This window comes from Plantactinospora sonchi (genome assembly GCF_036422035.1).
Classification (GTDB): Bacteria; Actinomycetota; Actinomycetes; order Mycobacteriales; family Micromonosporaceae; genus Plantactinospora; species Plantactinospora sonchi.
The window spans coordinates 47,861-63,570 of sequence record NZ_JAZGQK010000026.1; the positions used below are offsets into that span (position 1 = coordinate 47,861).

17 protein-coding genes and 1 other RNA gene are annotated in these 15,710 nt (G+C 71.8%); 9 read left to right on the forward strand and 9 right to left on the reverse strand.

Features of this window, described 5'->3' with window-relative positions:
- Positions 1-79 precede the first annotated feature (79 nt).
- On the reverse strand, positions 80-418 hold the full coding sequence (locus V1633_RS27315; protein ID WP_331217134.1) for an Imm51 family immunity protein: 339 nt from the start codon (positions 416-418) through the stop codon (positions 80-82).
- Between the two features lie 96 nt (positions 419-514).
- Between V1633_RS27315 and V1633_RS27320 the strand changes: the two genes are divergently transcribed.
- The 5 genes from V1633_RS27320 (at position 515) to V1633_RS27340 (ending at position 4,287) form a co-directional block, all read left to right on the forward strand.
- A complete protein-coding gene (locus tag V1633_RS27320) occupies positions 515-832 on the forward strand; it encodes a hypothetical protein (RefSeq protein ID WP_331217135.1) in 318 nt (105 codons plus the stop codon).
- Positions 833-1,039: 207 nt separating this feature from the next.
- Positions 1,040-1,228 (forward strand): hypothetical protein, encoded by a 189-nt coding sequence (locus V1633_RS27325; RefSeq protein WP_331217136.1) that lies wholly within the window; start codon positions 1,040-1,042, stop codon positions 1,226-1,228.
- Between the two features lie 97 nt (positions 1,229-1,325).
- On the forward strand, positions 1,326-1,889 hold the full coding sequence (locus V1633_RS27330) for a TlpA family protein disulfide reductase (protein WP_331217237.1): 564 nt from the start codon (positions 1,326-1,328) through the stop codon (positions 1,887-1,889).
- Positions 1,889-3,793, forward strand: a complete 1,905-nt coding sequence (locus V1633_RS27335; protein WP_331217137.1) for an ABC transporter ATP-binding protein — start codon at positions 1,889-1,891, stop codon at positions 3,791-3,793. Before V1633_RS27330 ends, V1633_RS27335 begins: the two co-directional genes overlap by 1 nt.
- On the forward strand, positions 3,787-4,287 hold the full coding sequence (locus V1633_RS27340) for a S26 family signal peptidase (RefSeq protein ID WP_331217138.1): 501 nt from the start codon (positions 3,787-3,789) through the stop codon (positions 4,285-4,287). Before V1633_RS27335 ends, V1633_RS27340 begins: the two co-directional genes overlap by 7 nt.
- A 159-nt stretch (positions 4,288-4,446) precedes the next feature.
- On the opposite strand, the gene rnpB is transcribed toward V1633_RS27340, so the two are convergent.
- Positions 4,447-4,887, reverse strand: an RNA gene (gene rnpB, locus V1633_RS27345) — RNase P RNA component class A.
- Between the two features lie 195 nt (positions 4,888-5,082).
- Between rnpB and V1633_RS27350 the strand changes: the two genes are divergently transcribed.
- Positions 5,083-5,955 (forward strand): sulfite exporter TauE/SafE family protein, encoded by an 873-nt coding sequence (locus tag V1633_RS27350; protein ID WP_331217139.1) that lies wholly within the window; start codon positions 5,083-5,085, stop codon positions 5,953-5,955.
- A gap of 216 nt (positions 5,956-6,171) precedes the next feature.
- Here V1633_RS27350 and mctP read toward each other — a convergent pair whose 3' ends face one another.
- Both mctP and V1633_RS27360 read right to left on the reverse strand, forming a co-directional pair.
- Entirely contained in the window at positions 6,172-7,842 is a 1,671-nt protein-coding gene (gene mctP / locus V1633_RS27355) for a monocarboxylate uptake permease MctP (RefSeq protein ID WP_331217140.1), read from the reverse strand.
- A gap of 6 nt (positions 7,843-7,848) precedes the next feature.
- Positions 7,849-8,088 (reverse strand): DUF3311 domain-containing protein, encoded by a 240-nt coding sequence (locus V1633_RS27360; RefSeq protein WP_331217141.1) that lies wholly within the window; start codon positions 8,086-8,088, stop codon positions 7,849-7,851.
- A gap of 244 nt (positions 8,089-8,332) precedes the next feature.
- Between V1633_RS27360 and V1633_RS27365 the strand changes: the two genes are divergently transcribed.
- A complete protein-coding gene (locus tag V1633_RS27365) occupies positions 8,333-9,193 on the forward strand; it encodes an alpha/beta fold hydrolase (protein WP_331217142.1) in 861 nt (286 codons plus the stop codon).
- A 101-nt stretch (positions 9,194-9,294) separates the two neighbouring features.
- On the opposite strand, the gene V1633_RS27370 is transcribed toward V1633_RS27365, so the two are convergent.
- From V1633_RS27370 to V1633_RS27390, 5 genes are all read right to left on the reverse strand, one after another.
- Entirely contained in the window at positions 9,295-10,479 is a 1,185-nt protein-coding gene (locus V1633_RS27370) for a bifunctional RNase H/acid phosphatase (protein WP_331217143.1), read from the reverse strand.
- A gap of 36 nt (positions 10,480-10,515) precedes the next feature.
- On the reverse strand, positions 10,516-11,256 hold the full coding sequence (locus V1633_RS27375) for a zinc ribbon domain-containing protein (RefSeq protein WP_331217144.1): 741 nt from the start codon (positions 11,254-11,256) through the stop codon (positions 10,516-10,518).
- Positions 11,253-12,125 (reverse strand): Nif3-like dinuclear metal center hexameric protein, encoded by an 873-nt coding sequence (locus V1633_RS27380; RefSeq protein WP_331217145.1) that lies wholly within the window; start codon positions 12,123-12,125, stop codon positions 11,253-11,255. Before V1633_RS27380 ends, V1633_RS27375 begins: the two co-directional genes overlap by 4 nt.
- A 229-nt stretch (positions 12,126-12,354) precedes the next feature.
- A complete protein-coding gene (locus V1633_RS27385) occupies positions 12,355-12,924 on the reverse strand; it encodes a flavoprotein (RefSeq protein ID WP_331217238.1) in 570 nt (189 codons plus the stop codon).
- A gap of 25 nt (positions 12,925-12,949) precedes the next feature.
- A complete protein-coding gene (locus tag V1633_RS27390; protein ID WP_331217239.1) occupies positions 12,950-14,182 on the reverse strand; it encodes a helix-turn-helix domain-containing protein in 1,233 nt (410 codons plus the stop codon).
- A gap of 236 nt (positions 14,183-14,418) precedes the next feature.
- Between V1633_RS27390 and V1633_RS27395 the strand changes: the two genes are divergently transcribed.
- Together V1633_RS27395 and V1633_RS27400 are read left to right on the forward strand one after the other, a co-directional pair.
- On the forward strand, positions 14,419-15,099 hold the full coding sequence (locus V1633_RS27395) for a bifunctional DNA primase/polymerase (RefSeq protein WP_331217146.1): 681 nt from the start codon (positions 14,419-14,421) through the stop codon (positions 15,097-15,099).
- A 319-nt stretch (positions 15,100-15,418) separates the two neighbouring features.
- Positions 15,419-15,676, forward strand: a complete 258-nt coding sequence (locus tag V1633_RS27400; RefSeq protein WP_331217147.1) for a DUF3040 domain-containing protein — start codon at positions 15,419-15,421, stop codon at positions 15,674-15,676.
- Positions 15,677-15,710: the final 34 nt, after the last annotated feature.

The window sequence follows — 15,710 nt, forward strand, 5'->3', positions numbered from 1 at the left end:
GGCCGTCAGAGCCTTTCCCCCGGGGGCCGAACCGACCTTCGACCGCCCGTCCGGATGGGGCCCCACGGAGGACGCAAGATCAATCGTCGAACTCGAAACCGTCCGCCTCGGCCGACGCGATCAACTGCCGCACGTGCGCAGGGTCGTTCGCGACCACAGCCATCCGAAGGGCAAGACTCTCCAGCTCGCTCCGGTCAGCCCCGTAGGCGCAGAACATGCCGCCTTCGGGATCGAAGGAGAACCGGCCCTCCAACGCCGGAGCCTCGGTCTTGATAAGCCACTGCGCGACCCCTTCCCAGAAGTAGCCGTTGGGCACATGACCAAGTTCCTCGACCACGTCGTCAACCGAGGTAGTCCCCGCATCCAGCGACAAGCAGAACTCTCCCGGCGTCAACTCGATGAGTTCAAGCGGATTCATCGTGACAGCTTGGCATCCCGGCGACCTCCGAAGATCAGGCACCACCGCTACGCCGCCTCATCGGGATCGTCGTTCTCCTCATCGAACAGATGATCTATGGCACGCCGGGTACGTTCCTCGCTGGTCGGCATCAGGTGCGTGTACACCCGGACGTGCCGCGCGATCGCCATGGCGCCGGAAGCACCGGGCGTCCTGGCTGGACGTGTCGCCACCCTCCGCGCCAAGGGCTGGCAGGCCGACCTCATCTGCCCGGCGGCGCCGGTGCGGGTGGAGGGCCGGCTGCCGGACGGGCAGCCCTTCAACTTCCGGGCCCGGCACGGCGAGGTCTCGCTGGGCGTCGGCGGTGCCGACCCGGCCGACGTGCCGGCGTGGACGCGGAGCCGTGTCCTGGTTGGACCCTCGCCGATCGCATGACGTTGACGTTTGTCGATCATACGACGCACGCATGTTACCATTCGTGCGCCGAGCCACCGACACGGGGGGTCGGCTTGTTGCTGTCGGGAGCCGAGTCGGAACGGGCGGATCCGCGTCCCCGGCACCGGCCCATCCGGCGGCTGTATCCGGCTGAGCCCGATGTCGGTGGCGTCCGGCCTGGCCGTCCATCGATCAGAGGAGAAGCACATGCTGTCACTTGCGCGCCGGGCCGCCGACAAGGCGATCGGCCTGTTCCTTCCCGAGGCCGAGGCGAACGCGGACTACTGGGGCCGCTACTGCTACTGCTTCAACAACTACCGCTACTACGAGCTGTGGACGTGGGTGAACGGCGCTCCGGTCAACCAGGGCTGCCAGGCGCGGTACGCGGGCTGCTGATCCGTGGTGGACGGGCCGGCGCCAGTGCCGGGACCGGCCCGTTCACCACCGCGTCGCTTCGTCTGTCGACCCGGACCGGGCTCATGGTCCGTTGGAGGTGCTGTCCGCCGTGCTCGTCGCCGTCGTCGTCCTGCTGTCAATGGTCACCGGTCTGAACCTGCTGCTGACCTTCGGGATGATCCGCAGACTCCGTGTGCACAGCGAGATCCTCCGCGCCGGTCGGTCCGGGGCCGCCAGCAACGCGGACATCATGCTCCCCGCCGGTGCGTGGCCCGCACCGTTCGCTGGGGCCACCACCACCGCCGGTGAACCGCTGACCCGCGACGACCTGCGCGGCGTGCTCGTCGGATTCTTCGCGCACGACTGCGACGGGTGCCGGCGGCAACTGCCGGAGTTCGTGACGCTGGTCCGGTCGCTCGGACGCGAGCGGGTGGTGGCCGTGGTGGTCGACGGTGACGCCGACGCCAACCGGGCGACCCTCGCCGCGCTGGAGCCGGTCGCCCGGGTGGTCACCGAGCCGCACGACGGCCCGCTGCAACGGGCGTTCGCGGTCCGGGGCTTCCCCGCGATGGGCGTGCTCGACGCCGACGGTCGGGTGACGGGGGCGACCATGGCGGTCACGCATCTGCCCGCCTTCCTGCCCGACCGCCTTCCGAGCTGATGGCCGGTTCGACCGACGGTCCCGGTGTCGACCGGGCCACGGTCCGGCTGGGCGTCACCGGCACGGCGCGACACCTGGCCGCGGCCATGCGGCTGTGCTGGTCCGCCGCCCCGGGCGTGCTGCTGACCCAGCTGCTGCTCACCGTGCTGGCCGGCGTCTGGGGCTGGGTGGCGGCCCTGCTGACCAGGGCGATCGTCGACCGCCTGACGGCCGCACCGGCCGCCCCCGACGCGTCCCTGATGCTGCTCGCGGTCGGGCTCGGGGCCCTCGGGATCGCCGTCGGCGCCGAGGCGGCCGTCTCCCGCTACCTCGACGCGGCCCTGGAACGCGCGCTCCGCGTCGTCGTCACGACCCGGCTGTACGGAGCCGTGAACCGGATGTCCGGCCTGGCCCGGCTGGAGCAACCGCAGTTCCAGGACCGGATCCAGCTCGCCATGAACGCCGGCCGCGCCGGCCCCGGCCAGATCGTCACCGGGGCGTTCGGCATCGTCCAGGGTGTCCTGACGTTCGCCGGGTTCGTCGGCGCCCTCTTGGCTGTCGCGCCCGTGATGGTGGCGGTGGTGTGCGCCGCCGTCGTTCCGACCCTGTGGGTGGAGGTGGCGCTGGGCCGCCGCCGGGCGGCGATGACCTGGCGGATCAGCCACGCCGAGCGGCGCGAGGCCTTCTACAGCACCTTGCTGTCCAGCCTGGAGGCGGCCAAAGAGCTCCGGTTGTTCCGCCTCGGGGACTTCTTCGCCGGCCGGTTGCTGCGCGAACTGACCCACATCAACCGCGAACAGCGGGCCGTGGACCGGCGCGCGTTCGCCGGGCACATGACGCTCGCCGTCCTCGGCTCGGTGATCGCGGCGGCCGGGCTGGTGTGGGCCATCGGGCTGGCTGGCCGGGGCCGGCTGACGGCGGGCGACGTCACACTCTTCATCGCGGCCGTCGCCGGTACCCAGGCTGCGCTGACCGGGACGGTGACGCAGTACGGGCTGGTGCAGCAGGCGCTGCTGTTGTTCGACCACTACCGCGCGGTCGTGGCGGAACCGGCCGACCTCCCAGTGCGCGCCGCGCCGCTGCCATGCCCGTCCCTGCGGGTCGGCCTCGAACTGCGTGACGTCTGGTTCCGGTACGCCGACGACCAGCCGTGGATCCTGCGCGGGGTGACGCTCACCATCCCGGCGGGCAAGTCGGTCGCCCTGGTCGGGCTCAACGGCGCGGGCAAGAGCACGCTGGTGAAGCTGCTGTGCCGGTTCTACGACCCGGTGCGCGGCAGCATCCACTGGGACGGCGTGGACCTGCGCGACCTCGACCCGGGCGAGCTGCGCGACCGGCTCGGCGTCGTGTTCCAGGACTTCATGAGCTACGACCTGACGGCCGCGGAGAACATCGGCGTCGGCGACGTGGCGCGGATCGACGACCCGGCCGCGATCGAACACGCGGCCCGGCTGGCGGGCTGCCACGACCCGATCGCGCGCCTGCCGCGCGGGTACGACACGTTCCTGTCCCGGCTGTTCTTCGCCGACCCGGCCGAACCGGAGACCGGCACGGTGCTCTCCGGTGGGCAGTGGCAGCGGGTCGCGGTGGCCCGGGCGCTACTGCGTGCGGGCCGCGACGTGCTGATCCTGGACGAACCGAGTTCCGGGTTGGACGCGGAGGCCGAGTACACGCTGCACGCCCACCTGCGGGACCTCCGGCAGGGGCGGACCAGCATCCTGATTTCCCACCGCCTGTCCACGGTGCGCGAGGCCGACCGCATCGTGGTCCTGGAATCTGGAAACGTCGTGGAGTGCGGCCGGCACGCCGACCTGATGGCGGCCGGTGGCCGGTACGCCACCCTGTTCGGTCTGCAGGCCAGGGGGTACCGGGACGGCGACGGCGACGGGACCGCCCCGTCGCCGGTGGGCGGGCTCGCATGGTGACGGCGGTCGCGGTCGCGGCGGCGTTGGTGCTCGCCGGATGCGTCGCCACGGCCGTCCGGCGCCGGTTCGTCGTGGTGACCGTGCGTGGGGAGAGCATGCTGCCCACGTTCACCGACGGGCAGCGGGTGCTGGTCCGGCGGTGCGCCGTGGCCGCAGTGGCGCCGGGCGACGTGGTGGTGTTCGCCGATCCCCGCGACGCCGACCGGGACCGGCTGGAGGCCGAGCGGGAACGGCTGGTTGCGGCCGGGGTGCCGGCGCTTCCGCCGCCGCCCTGGCGCGGGTCGGAGTGGCTGGTGAAGCGGGCCGCGGCGGTGCCCGGCGATCCGGTTCCACGGGCGGCCGTACCGGCGTTGGCCGAGGTCGACCACGATGTCGTGCCGGCCGGTGCCCTCGTCGTGCTCGGCGACAACGCGGCCCGCAGCGACGACTCACGCCGCTACGGCTACGTGGCCGCGAACCGGCTGGTGGGTAGGGTTCTGCGCACGCTGTCCTGACTCGGACATGGTCCGGCGGGCCGGCGCAGGGCGCAGACGAACAGCCCCAGAGCCGACACCGTCCTCGGCCGGCCGGTGTCGCGCCGGCCCGCCAGGCGGCGAGGTAGCCGCCGGCGCGGGCGCCAACGACAGGCTGGTGCGGCGGGGGGGGGAGGGCGACGGACGAGTCGACCTGTACGCCGGATTCTGTCCCGGCACGCACCGTTGCCGGTGGTGCCGGCGGCGGTCATCCATCTCGGCCTGCCGTTGCCGACAGGCTCCAGCGGCCTACCCGCAGACATCGGGCGGGCAGCCCTCGAACGCCTGCGCGAGCCGTCACCCTGCGGCGATGGCCCTTTCTTGGCCTTGCTCCGGGTGGGGTTTACCGAGCCATCCCGGTCACCCGGGATGCTGGTGGGCTCTTACCCCACCGTTTCACCCTTACCGAACCGGTCGATCCACGCCCGAAGGCACGAACCGCCCGATCGGCGGTCTGTTTTCTGTGGCACTTTCCCGCGGGTCACCCCGGGTTGCCGTTAGCAACCACCCTGCCCTGTGGAGTCCGGACGTTCCTCGGCGGCGGGCTCAGAGGCTCGCCGACGCGACCGCCCGGTCGACTCGTCCGTCGCGTAGCCAATCGTAACGAAGATCCTGAAGAGCGATCCACACCGCCCCGTCCCGGCGTGGGATCCGGACAGGCACCCCGAACGGACACAGATAGAACCGGCAAGGCACCTGGTGAGCGGCGACACCACCTGTCCAGCGGATGGGAGGTTGGGCGAGCGCCGCCTGAGGGCCCGGCTAACCTCACGGGCGATGGAACTACCCGAGGTGCTGCTGGTACTCGCCGCCGGGCTCGCCGCGGGCACGGTCAACGCGGTGGCCGGCGGCGGGTCTTTGATCACGTTTCCGGCGCTGATCGCGGTCGGTCTGCCACCGGTGGCGGCCAACGTGAGCAACTCGATCGCCGTCTGTCCGGGCTACCTGGCGAGCGTGGCGGCCAGTCGCGCCGACCTGCCGGAACGACGCTGGCTGCTGCGGCTGATTCCGGGGGCCGTACTGGGCACCGCCGCGGGTGGTTTCCTGCTGCTCTCCACCCCGGCCCGGGCCTTCGAGCTGGTGGTGCCGTTCCTGGTGTTGGGCGCGACCGGCGTACTTGCCTTCCAGGACCGGCTGCGGCGCCTGGTCAGCCGGCCCGAGCCCGTCCAGGCGGACCCCGGCCCGAGGAACTGGCCGCCGACAACCCCGGCCAGCGCGCCGTCCCTCAGCAGGCTGGGCGGGACCGAAGGGGCACGGTCGACCACGGCCGCCGTACCCGGGGATGCCCGGCGGATGACGACGGTGCAGGTGATGGTCGCGATCGGCGCGGTGTACGGCGGCTACTTCGGTGCCGCGCTCGGGGTCATGCTGGTCGCGGGCTTGGCGCTGGTGTTGGACGAGACACTGGCCCGGATCAGCGCGATCAAGAACCTGCTCTCCGCGGTGGTCGGGTTGACCACCACGGTGGTCTTCGCCGTGTTCGGCCCGGTCGACTGGGCGGCTGTCGCGGTGGTCGCGCCGACGACCATCGTCGGCGGGTACGTCGGCGCGTGGCTGGTCCGTCGCCTGCCGGCGACCGTGCTGAAGAGTGTGATCGTGGTCTTCGGTACGGCGATCGGTCTGCTGCTGCTCTACCGGGCGATCGGTTGACCGGCGCTCAAACGGTCCAGCACACCTGGTTCAGGGCCGGCCGAGCACCTGGTTCGACTCTGGCCGAGGTCAGCCGATCGGGACGTACCGTCGATCGGACCTGTCGGCTGTCGCAAAGGTGGATCCCCGTGACCAGGGCGGCTCGGACGCGGGCGCGGCGAGCGGGGACGGGGTGCCTGGTCACGGGGATCCGGAGGGGTGGCGGGTGGTGGTCGGTCAGACCTTGGGGGCGGGTTCGGTGGCCGCCGCGGCGATCTCGGCCTCCTCGCGGGGTGCCGGGATGACGCGCGGGTCGCCCTCGTCGGCGAAGTAGTCGTCGGTCCTGGTGCCGTCGGCTCCCTCGGTGACCTTCGCGGCGCGCAGGATCAGCGTGACGATCGCCGCGACCAGCAGGTTGACCGCGACCGCGACCAACCCGACGTAGATGGTCCTGGGCGTGTCGAAGCCGAACTTCTCCAGCGGGAAGGCCGAGCCGCCGAAGTGCGCCCGCTTGGTGGCCGGGTTCGGGATCTGGTAGAGCATCCACGTTCCCAGCCCCATCCCGGCGGCCCAGCCGGCGATCAGCGCACCCCGGTGGAACCAGCGGGTGTAGAGGCCGAGGGCGACCGCCGGCAGGGTCTGCAGGATGATGACGCCGCCGATGAGCTGCAGGTCGATGGAGAACTGCGGGTCGAGGAAGACGATGCAGGCGACCGCGCCGACCTTCACCACCAGCGAGGTGATCTTGGAGACGTTCGCCTCCTGGGCTGGTGAGGCGTCCTTGCGCAGGTACTCCTTGTAGATGTTGCGGGTGAAGAGGTTGGCCGCGGCGATCGACATGATCGCGGCCGGCACCAGGGCACCGATGCCGATCGCGGCGAACGCCACGCCGGCGAACCAGCTCGGGAACTGCTGCTCGAACAGCAGCGGCACCACGGTGTTGTTGTCGACCGTGCCCTCCGAGGCACCGGGTAGCGGGGTCACCCCGGCCGCGATCGCCATGTAGCCGAGCAGGGCGATCAGCCCGAGCAGCAGGCTGTACGCCGGCAGCGCGGACATGTTGCGCTTGATCACGTCCCGGTTCTTGGCGGCCAGCACGCCGGTGAGGCTGTGCGGGTAGAGGAACAGCGCCAGTGCCGAACCGAGGGCCAGGGTGATGTACTGCAGCTGGTTGTTCGGGTTCAGCAGGACGCCGTCCCCGGGTGCCGGGCTGGCGTCGAACTTGGCGTCCGCCGCGTCGAAGATCTCCCCCCAGCCACCCAGCTTGTACGGCAGGTAGAGGACCGCCACCAGAATCACGATGTAGATCAGCGTGTCCTTGACGAAGGCGATCAGCGCCGGTGCCCGCAGCCCGGACTGGTAGGTGTAGGCGGCCAGGATGGCGAAGGCGATGATGATCGGCAGGTGCCGGGCCAGCGTGCTCTCCCCGGTCACGCCCATCGTCTTGAGCACCGCCTCGATGCCCACCAGCTGCAGCGCGATGTACGGCATCGTCGCCATGATGCCGGTGATCGCGATGATCAGCGCCAGGGTCGGTGAGTCGAACCGCTTGCGGACGAAGTCGGCCGGGGTGACGAAGCCGTGCCGGTGTGACACCGACCAGAGCCGGACCAGCACCAGGAAGACCAGCGGGTAGATGATGACCGTGTACGGCACCGCGAAGAACCCGGCCGCACCTGCCCCGAACATCAGGGCCGGTACGGCGACGAAGGTGTAGGCGGTGTAGAGGTCGCCGCCGACCAGGAACCAGGTGATCCAGCCCCCGAAGCTGCGGCCGCCCAGCCCCCACTCGTCCAGGTGCGCCATGTCCTTGGGGGCCCGCCACCGCGCGGCGACGAAGCCCATCGCGCTGACCAGTAGGAACAGCAGCGTGAAGACGATGATCTCAGTGAGATGGTCCCGCCACACGGTGCGTCACCCCCGCTTCTTCGTCATCTGGTAGACCAGCGTCGTGGTCGCCACACCGAGCAGGACGAAGGCCAGTTGCAGCCAGTAGAAGACCGGGAAGCCGAACAGCCGCGGCGAGTCGGTGTTGAACAGCGGGGTGACCAGCGGCACCACGATCGGGATGAAGAGGAGCCAGTTCCAGGGACTGTGGTCCTTGGCTCGGGACACCGCCGTGGTCGGCGCCGGCTCCGGATCAGCTTCGCTCATGCCGCCCCCTCGGGAGGACCGTCGGATCTGCGTGTGACGCCGGAGGTTAGGACAGCGTGTCGGCTGTCACGTTCGGGAAACGTTATCGATGCGCCCAGCGGTGATCCCGGTGCGCCGAACGGCCGTCGGGTCGGCCGACCGGGCGGCTGACAAGGTATCTGATATCGGATGTTCCGCACGTGAGAATATCGAAGTTCGGCGATTCATCTTGATCGGCGTACGACGGTTGCGCCATCCTGGCCGGGTGCCGCGATTCTCCTCGTACGACACCACCGAACTGACGTACCACGTCGTCGGATCCGGGCCGCCGCTGGTCTGTCTGCCCGGCGGGCCGGGGCGGGCGTCGAGCTACCTCGGGGACCTGGGCGGGCTGGCCCGGGAGCGCACCCTGCTCCTGCTCGACCTGCGCGGCAGCGGTGGGTCCGCCGTCCCGGAGGACCCGACGACGTACCGCTGCGACCGGTTGGTGGACGACGTCGAGGCGTTTCGACAGCACCTCGGACTGGACCGGATGGACCTGCTCGCCCACTCCGCCGCCGGCAACCTGGCCCAGTTGTACGCGGCCCGGTTCTCCGACCGGTTGGCCCGGCTCGTCCTGGTCACCCCCGGGCTGCGCGCCGTCGGCGTGAAGCCGGTCGGCTTCGCCGAGGCGGTCGACGCCCGCTCCGGCGAGTGGTGGTATTCGTCGGCCCGGACAGCGATGGACGCCTGGCAGGAGGCGGCGGCCCGGGGTGCCGGCCCGGAGGAGGTCGCCCCGCTGCGCGCCGCCGCCGCGCCGTTCGCCTACGGCCGGTGGGACGAGCGGACCCGGGCGCACGCCGAGGCCGAACAGTGGGAGCGGTCGCCGGCCGCCGCGGCCGGCTACTACGACGGGTTCAGCCCCGACGTCGACGCCGTCCGGGCCGCCCTGGCCGGACTCGACGCCCCGGTGCTGATCGTGGCCGGCGAGTTGGACCCCGCGCCGACCCCGGAGGCGGCCCAGCAGCTCGCCGCGCTCTTCCCCCGGGCCGAGGTCGCGGTCCAGGACGGCGCCAGCCACTCGCCGTGGGTCGACGACCCGGCCCGGTTCGTCAAGACCGTCCTCACCTTCCTCTGCACCGGCTGACCACCGCCGGCCGCCGGCCGGCGGTGGGACTCACCGGCCAGGCGCCGACGGCGGCGGTGACGACGTCGACCAGGTGACCGGCGGGCCGGCCACGGGGCGGGTCAGAGCCCGGCGAGGTGGGCGGTGTCGTTGACCGACCGGACCGCCATTCCGCCGTCCGGCCAGATGTCCAGCACGGAGAGCCCGGCCGGGTCGAGATAGAGCCGGTGCAGGAAGGCGTCGCTGGCGGCGAGGGCGTCCCGCAGCGCGATCTTCAACGGCGAGACGTGCGAGACCACCACCACGGTCTCCCCCGGGTACGCGGACAGCAGCCCGGCCATCGCCCGACGTACCCGGGCACCGACCTCGACAAAGGACTCCCCGCCCGGCGGCGCCACGTCCGTCGAGGCGAGCCAGGCGTCCATCTCGGCGGACCACCGCTCGCGTACCTCGCCGAAGGTCTTCCCCTCCCACTCGCCGAAGTCGCACTCGATCAGGTCCGGCTCGACCTTCAACGGCACCCCGCCGAGCCCTCCGGCGATGATGCCGCCGGTCGCCGTACACCGGGACAGCGGGGAACTGACCACGGCCGCGACCGACGGGGCCAGCCCGGCCACCCGGCGGGCCGCCGCACCGGCCTGGGCCAGGCCCCGACTGGACAGTGGCACGTCGCCCCGGCCGGAGTACCGGCGCTGCTCGGTGTACTCGGTCTCGCCGTGCCGCACCAGCAGCAGCCGGGTCGCGGTCTCCGCCGGGCGCGGCTCCCAGGAACTGCGTGCGGTGGAACCCTGCGCGGCGACCTCGGTGGCCCGGGCCCGGCCGGTCGGCGCGGAGTCCGTCGTGTCGGCGGCGGCCGACGCCGGCCCGCGCTCCGTCGCGGCCTTCGGCACCTTGCCGGCGGCGAGGTCCATCGCCGCGTTGGCCAACGCGTCCGCGTGCCGGTTCCGCTCGCGGGGGATCCAGGTGTACGTCACCGCGTCGAACCGGCGGACCAGGCCGGCCGCCTGCGCGGCGAGCGGCCGCAGCCCGGCGTTCTTGATCTGCCACCGTCCGGCCATCTGCTCGACGACGAGCTTGGAGTCCATCCGCACCTCGACCCCGGTCGCCCCCGCCTCGCGGGCGGCCTCCAGACCGGCGATCAGGCCCTGGTATTCCGCGACGTTGTTGGTGGCGACCCCGATCGACTCGGAGCGCTCCGCCAGCACCTCGCCGGTGTCGGCGTCCCGGACCACCGCGCCGTAACCGGCCGGGCCGGGGTTGCCCCGCGCTCCGCCGTCCGCCTCCACCACGACCCTACGACCGCCCACCGACACGCTCCCTGTCCGACTGACCATTGCGCTCCGTCACAGCCCCGACTCGGCGGTACGGACCATGATCCGCCGGCACTCCTCGCAGCGCACCACCTCGTCCGGTGCCGCGGCCCTGATCCGGGCCCGGTCCGCCCCGGAGAGTTCCAGCCGGCAGCCACCGCACCGGCCACCGGTGAGCAGTGCCGCGCCGAGCCCGCCGGACGCCTCCCGGATCCGGTCGTAGAGGGCCAGCAGGTCGCTCGGCAGGTCCGCGGCCAGCGGCTGCCGCGCCCCGGTCTTGAACTCCTCGTCCTTGGTGATCTCGGCCAGCGCCTCGTCCCGGCGTCCCTCGACGTCGGTACGCCGCTGCCGGGTCGCGGTGAGCCGCTCCTGGATCCCGTCGAGCACGCCCTGCGCGGTCTCCCGCTGCTCCATCAGTTCCAGCTGGGCGTCCTCCAGCTCGGTCTGCCGCCGGTTGAGCGAGACCAGCTCGTGCTGCAACGCCTCCAGCTCCCGGGCCGGGCCGCTGCCCATGGTCAACCGGGACTCGTCCCGGCTCTTGCGGGTCCGGACCTGGTCGACGTCGCGCTCCAACCGGTCGATGTCGCGGTCCAGGTCGTCGACCGCGACCTGGGCCCGGATCCGCTCGTCCTCCAGCGCCGAGAGCTCCCGGGCCAGGGTCTCCAGTTCGGCGTGCTCCGGCAGCGTACGGCGCCGGTGGGCGAGCTGGGCGAGACCGGTGTCGATGGACTGCAGGTCGAGCAGACGACGCTGCTCTTTCGGGTCGGCCTTCATGAGCGGGACTCCTTGTCCACGGCGGAGGCGGGGGGTGCGGCGTGCACCGTCCACGGGTCGGTGTCCAGCTCGGACACCACGGTCTCGACGGGCAGGTGGGTACGGAGGTAGCCGGCGACGTCGTCCAGCCAGGGACGTTCCGTCGCCCAGTGCGCGGCGTCCAGCAGGGCCGGGCCGCCCTCGGCGACGTACTCGCTGACCGGATGGTGCCGCAGGTCGGCGGTGAGGAAGGCGTCGGCTCTGGCCCGTCGGGCGTCCTCGAGGTAGGAGTCGCCGGCACCGCCGCTGACCGCGACGGTGCGGATCACCCGTGCGGGGTCGCCGGCCGCGCGGATCCCCCACGCGGTCGGCGGCAGCGTCTCGGCGGCGTACCCGGTCAGTTCGGCCAGCGTCATCGGGGACGGCAGCTGCCCGACCCGGCCGATGCCCCGCCCCTGGCCACCGGCCGGGCTGTCCGGCGCGGTCGGACGCAGCGGGCGCAGCCCGGTCAGTCCGAGCCGGGCCGCCAACGCGTCGGAGACGCCGGGGTTGGCGACGTCGGCGTTGGTGTGCGCGACGTAGAGGGCGACGTCGTTCTTGATCAGCTGGTGCACGATCCGCCCCTTGTACGTCGTCGCCGCCACCGACGACACGCCACGGAGCAGCAGTGGGTGGTGCGCGACGATCAGCTCGGCGCCGTGGTCGAGCGCCTCGGCGACGGTCTCCGGCACCACGTCGACCACACAGCAGATCCGGCGTACCGGTGCGGAGGGCTCGCCCACCACCAGACCGACCCGGTCCCACGCTTCGGCCCAGGACGGCGGATAACGCCCGTCCAGTACGGCCACGACATCGGCCAGTCTGGCCGTCGGAGATCCGGATACACCCACGGCGGCCCAGCTTACCGGCGACGAGCCGCGATCCGCGCCGCCGGCTCCGGCCGGCCGGCTCCGGGCGGTACGCTCCCGGTCCGGCCGGCCGCCCGGCCCTGGTGCGGACAGCCGGCACGGCCCTGGTGCGGACAGCCGGCACGGCCCCGGTCCGGCCGGGCCGACGGTGCCGGTTCCGCCACCGTCGGCCGGCCTGGCCGGTTGCCGCCGCTGGGCAGCGGTACGCGGATCAGCCCAGCTGACCGCTGACCGACAACCGGGTCCGCAACGCCGCCATCGCCATCTCCCAGGGAAAACGCTCAAGGTGCCGTTCCCCGGTACCCGGCGGGTGCAACGGGACGACGTGATCACCGAAGAGCACCGTGACGTCCCAGTCCCGCAGCCGGGCGATGCTCTCCACGAACGCCGGATGGGCCGCCATCGCCGAGTTCGTGAACGGCATCGCCACGATCGGCAGTCCCTTGCCCAGCCCCTCCACCAGGAGACCGAGGGCGAGCGTGTCCGCGATGCCGGCCGCCCACTTGTTCACGGTGTTCACCGTCGCGGGAGAGACGATCATCGCGTCAGCCTCGGGCAGCACGTCCGGATCAGCCGGGTGCTTGTACGTCGATCGCACCGGATGGCCGGTCTGTCGTGCCAGCGCCGGTACGTCGACGAACTTCGTCCCGTCCGGGGTCAGCACCACGCACACGTCCCAGCCGTCCCGCTGGGCGTGCGTCACCAGTCGTCCGACGTTGCGGGTCAGGGGCGAGCCGCAGGCGATGACGTACAGCACCCGTGTACCGGTCGATTCCACCATCACCAGGCGCACCTCCACCGTGCGGTCATATTCCTACTCCCATGTGTTCAGCCAACTCCGCAATCGGCGCCGGCGGCGCACCCCTTGTGCGACGTAGCACGTTCGACATCACCTCGTGGGCGATCGGCCGGCAGCGGATCTCGGACGCGGCGAGCCTGTCCCCCTCGACCAACGCCTCGCCGGCCCGGTCCAACTCGCCGACCTGTGCGAAGCCTCGGGCCAGATCCAGCATGTGGTGGGCGCGCCGCTCCGGCAGCAGTGCCTTGAAGCCCTCCCGCCGCATGATCTGCCGCTCGTGGGTCTCCACCGCCTGCCGGCCCTCGCCCAGTTCCACCGCCGCCGCCGCCCGGTGCAACTCCAGGTTGGTCGGGCCGAAGCTGGTCCAGTACCGGTTGTCGTCACCGCCGAGCCGGTCAGCCGCCTCGCTCGCCCCGTTGACCAGGTCCCGGACCGTGTTGTTGTCACCCATCCGGGCCGCCGCCATCGCACCCTGGAGCAGCAGCATGCCGTACACCGAGAGCCGGTCGGGGGTGGCGTCACGACCGCCGCTCGGGGCGATCCGGTTGGCGAAACTGACGTTGACCTCCAACGCCGCCCGGGCCCGACCCAGGGCGAGCAACGCGTTGCCGACCCGGTAGGTCGCCACGCCGGCCAGCAGCGGATCGTCGGCGCGTTGTGCCACCGCCATCGAACGGTCGGCGGCGAGCCAGGCCAGCTCGTACTCGCCGAGTTTGCGCAGCGCGGAGGAGGCGATCTGGTAGACCTGCCCGAGCAGGTGGGCGGCCCTACGGGCGTCGTCACCACCGGCCGTGCTGTCCAGCGCCTGCGCGTCACGCAGCAGCTTCGGCAGGGCGCGGGTCAGTACGCCGTACCGGGCGTACTGGTAGGTGAGCCAGGCGTGGCTGACCGACTTGGCCATCTCGGCCAGCGACGGTGGCTCGGGAGTGGCGGTGAAGAAGGACGTCATCGAGTCGTACCGCTCCAGGGCTGACCGGATCTCCTCCACCTCCACCTCGTCGATGCAGGTCAGGCCGTCGGTTCGCCGTTCCGGCGCCTTGCCGAGCAGCAACTGGGCGTCGAGTTGCAAGATGTCGGCGATCTCGTAGAGCACGGAGAACTTGTCGAGCCGCCGTACCCCTCGCTCGACCTTGTCGACCCAGCTCTTGGACTTCCCGAGCCGATCGGCGAAGACCTGCTGGGACATCTTGCGGCGACCGCGCCAGTAGGCGACGCGGCGGCCGATCGGCAGTTCGTCCACCTCGCCCCTCCTCTCCACCTCGTCGGACAGTTCCATCCGGCCCGCAGCCGCCGGTCAAACCGTGCTCTCACATCTGCGCAGGTCGCACAGCATGTACGTCGTACGGTGGGCGGCCGCTCGTAGTTTTCGATGCGACGATCGGCTGCTTGTCCGGAGAAACGACCACGTTCGTCGCCAGTGACGGGTTTCGACCCCCCAACACTGGCCGAGATCGATAAATTAGGGGGTTCACCGCGATGTGGAGGAAAGTCCGCCCGCCCTCCGTCCGCCTCGACCAGCTCGAACGCTTCCGACTGCGCCGGATCGCCGTCCGGTACGCCAGCCACGGCTGGACCGTCACACCCGGCGCCTGCCTGGCCCGCCACCGGTTCATCTGTGGCCGGGCGGGCTGCCCCACCACCGGCTGCCATCCCGCCCTCGAACACTGGGAACAGCAGGCGAGTGCCGACCCGGCACGGGTGGCCACCTGGTGGCAACTCCGGCCGCATTCGATCCTGCTGGCGACCGGACGGGCCTTCGACGTCCTGGAGGTGCCCGCCTACCTCGGTCGGTACGCGCTCGAACAGGTCCGGTCCCGGGTGGGTCGTGGCGTCGCCGAGCGGGTACGGGGCCCGGTCGCGGCCACTCCCGGTGGCCGGTGGATGCTCCTCGTCGGTCCCGGTGAGGCGCTGCGCCCGGAACTGGACCAGTCCCTGTACGTCATCCAGCACGGCGCCGGCTCGTGGATCCCGGCGCCGCCGACCCGGTTGCCGGAGGGCACGGTCCGCTGGGTGCGGTCGCCGGAGGAGACCCGTTGGCGGCTGCCCGACCCGTACAGCGTCCAGGAGCTGCTGCTGGAGGCATTGCACGCGGTCACCCCGACGCTTCCCGAGCCGCTGTTCCCGGCTCACCTGCCGTCCCCCCGGCGCAGCTACTGACCGCTGGCGGTCGCTGGTCGCCGCCGATCCGCCGCTGACGTGCGGTCGCCGGTCACCCCGGTACGCGTCCCGGCCGGGCTCCCCCCACCCGGTCGCGGACGGGTGTCGTTCCCGTCCCGGTGCCCGGTCTGCCGGGAATCCGACCCGTCGGCGGGTCCGATCGATGTCGGTGGCCCTGGGCGGACGGGACCGTACCGTCCGGGCTGGCACGATCGTCCGGTGGCCTGGGTGGTAGCGGGAGCGGCAGGAGCGTGAGAGCCGCCCGGGACCGGGTACTCCGGCGTCGGACTGGTTGACGCCTGAGGAAAGGGCCCGTGCCATGCTCAGCAAAGAGGATCAGCGCCGCTTTGACGAGATCACGCACCACCTTCGCGTAACCGATCCCGAGTTCGTCGCCCGGTTGGGCGACCGGGCCAGAGTCCGCCGTGCCCGACTGATACTCGTCCTGACCTTCGTCCTGTGGGCGACGGTGCCGGCTCTGGTCGTCCTCGGTGGCTGGTTGGCCGTCGCGATCGCCCCGGCTGTCCTGGTCGCGGCGACACTGCTCATGTGGCAGGCCCGACGCCACCGGTTCTGAAACGCCTCGGCCGCCGCACCACCGACGGGACCGC

Bases quoted from the DNA above. Each gene is read 5' to 3' on its own strand.
- V1633_RS27320 (WP_331217135.1), top strand. From the start codon at position 515: ATGGCACGCCGGGTACGTTCCTCGCTGGTCGGCATCAGGTGCGTGTAC.
- V1633_RS27360 (WP_331217141.1), bottom strand. From the start codon at position 8,088: ATGAGCGAAGCTGATCCGGAGCCGGCGCCGACCACGGCGGTGTCCCGA.
- V1633_RS27335 (WP_331217137.1), top strand. From the start codon at position 1,889: ATGGCCGGTTCGACCGACGGTCCCGGTGTCGACCGGGCCACGGTCCGG.
- V1633_RS27395 (WP_331217146.1), top strand. From the start codon at position 14,419: ATGTGGAGGAAAGTCCGCCCGCCCTCCGTCCGCCTCGACCAGCTCGAA.
- V1633_RS27400 (WP_331217147.1), top strand. From the start codon at position 15,419: ATGCTCAGCAAAGAGGATCAGCGCCGCTTTGACGAGATCACGCACCAC.
- V1633_RS27375 (WP_331217144.1), bottom strand. From the start codon at position 11,256: ATGAAGGCCGACCCGAAAGAGCAGCGTCGTCTGCTCGACCTGCAGTCC.
- V1633_RS27350 (WP_331217139.1), top strand. From the start codon at position 5,083: ATGGAACTACCCGAGGTGCTGCTGGTACTCGCCGCCGGGCTCGCCGCG.
- V1633_RS27325 (WP_331217136.1), top strand. From the start codon at position 1,040: ATGCTGTCACTTGCGCGCCGGGCCGCCGACAAGGCGATCGGCCTGTTC.
- V1633_RS27315 (WP_331217134.1), bottom strand. From the start codon at position 418: ATGAATCCGCTTGAACTCATCGAGTTGACGCCGGGAGAGTTCTGCTTG.
- V1633_RS27340 (WP_331217138.1), top strand. From the start codon at position 3,787: ATGGTGACGGCGGTCGCGGTCGCGGCGGCGTTGGTGCTCGCCGGATGC.
- V1633_RS27385 (WP_331217238.1), bottom strand. From the start codon at position 12,924: ATGGTGGAATCGACCGGTACACGGGTGCTGTACGTCATCGCCTGCGGC.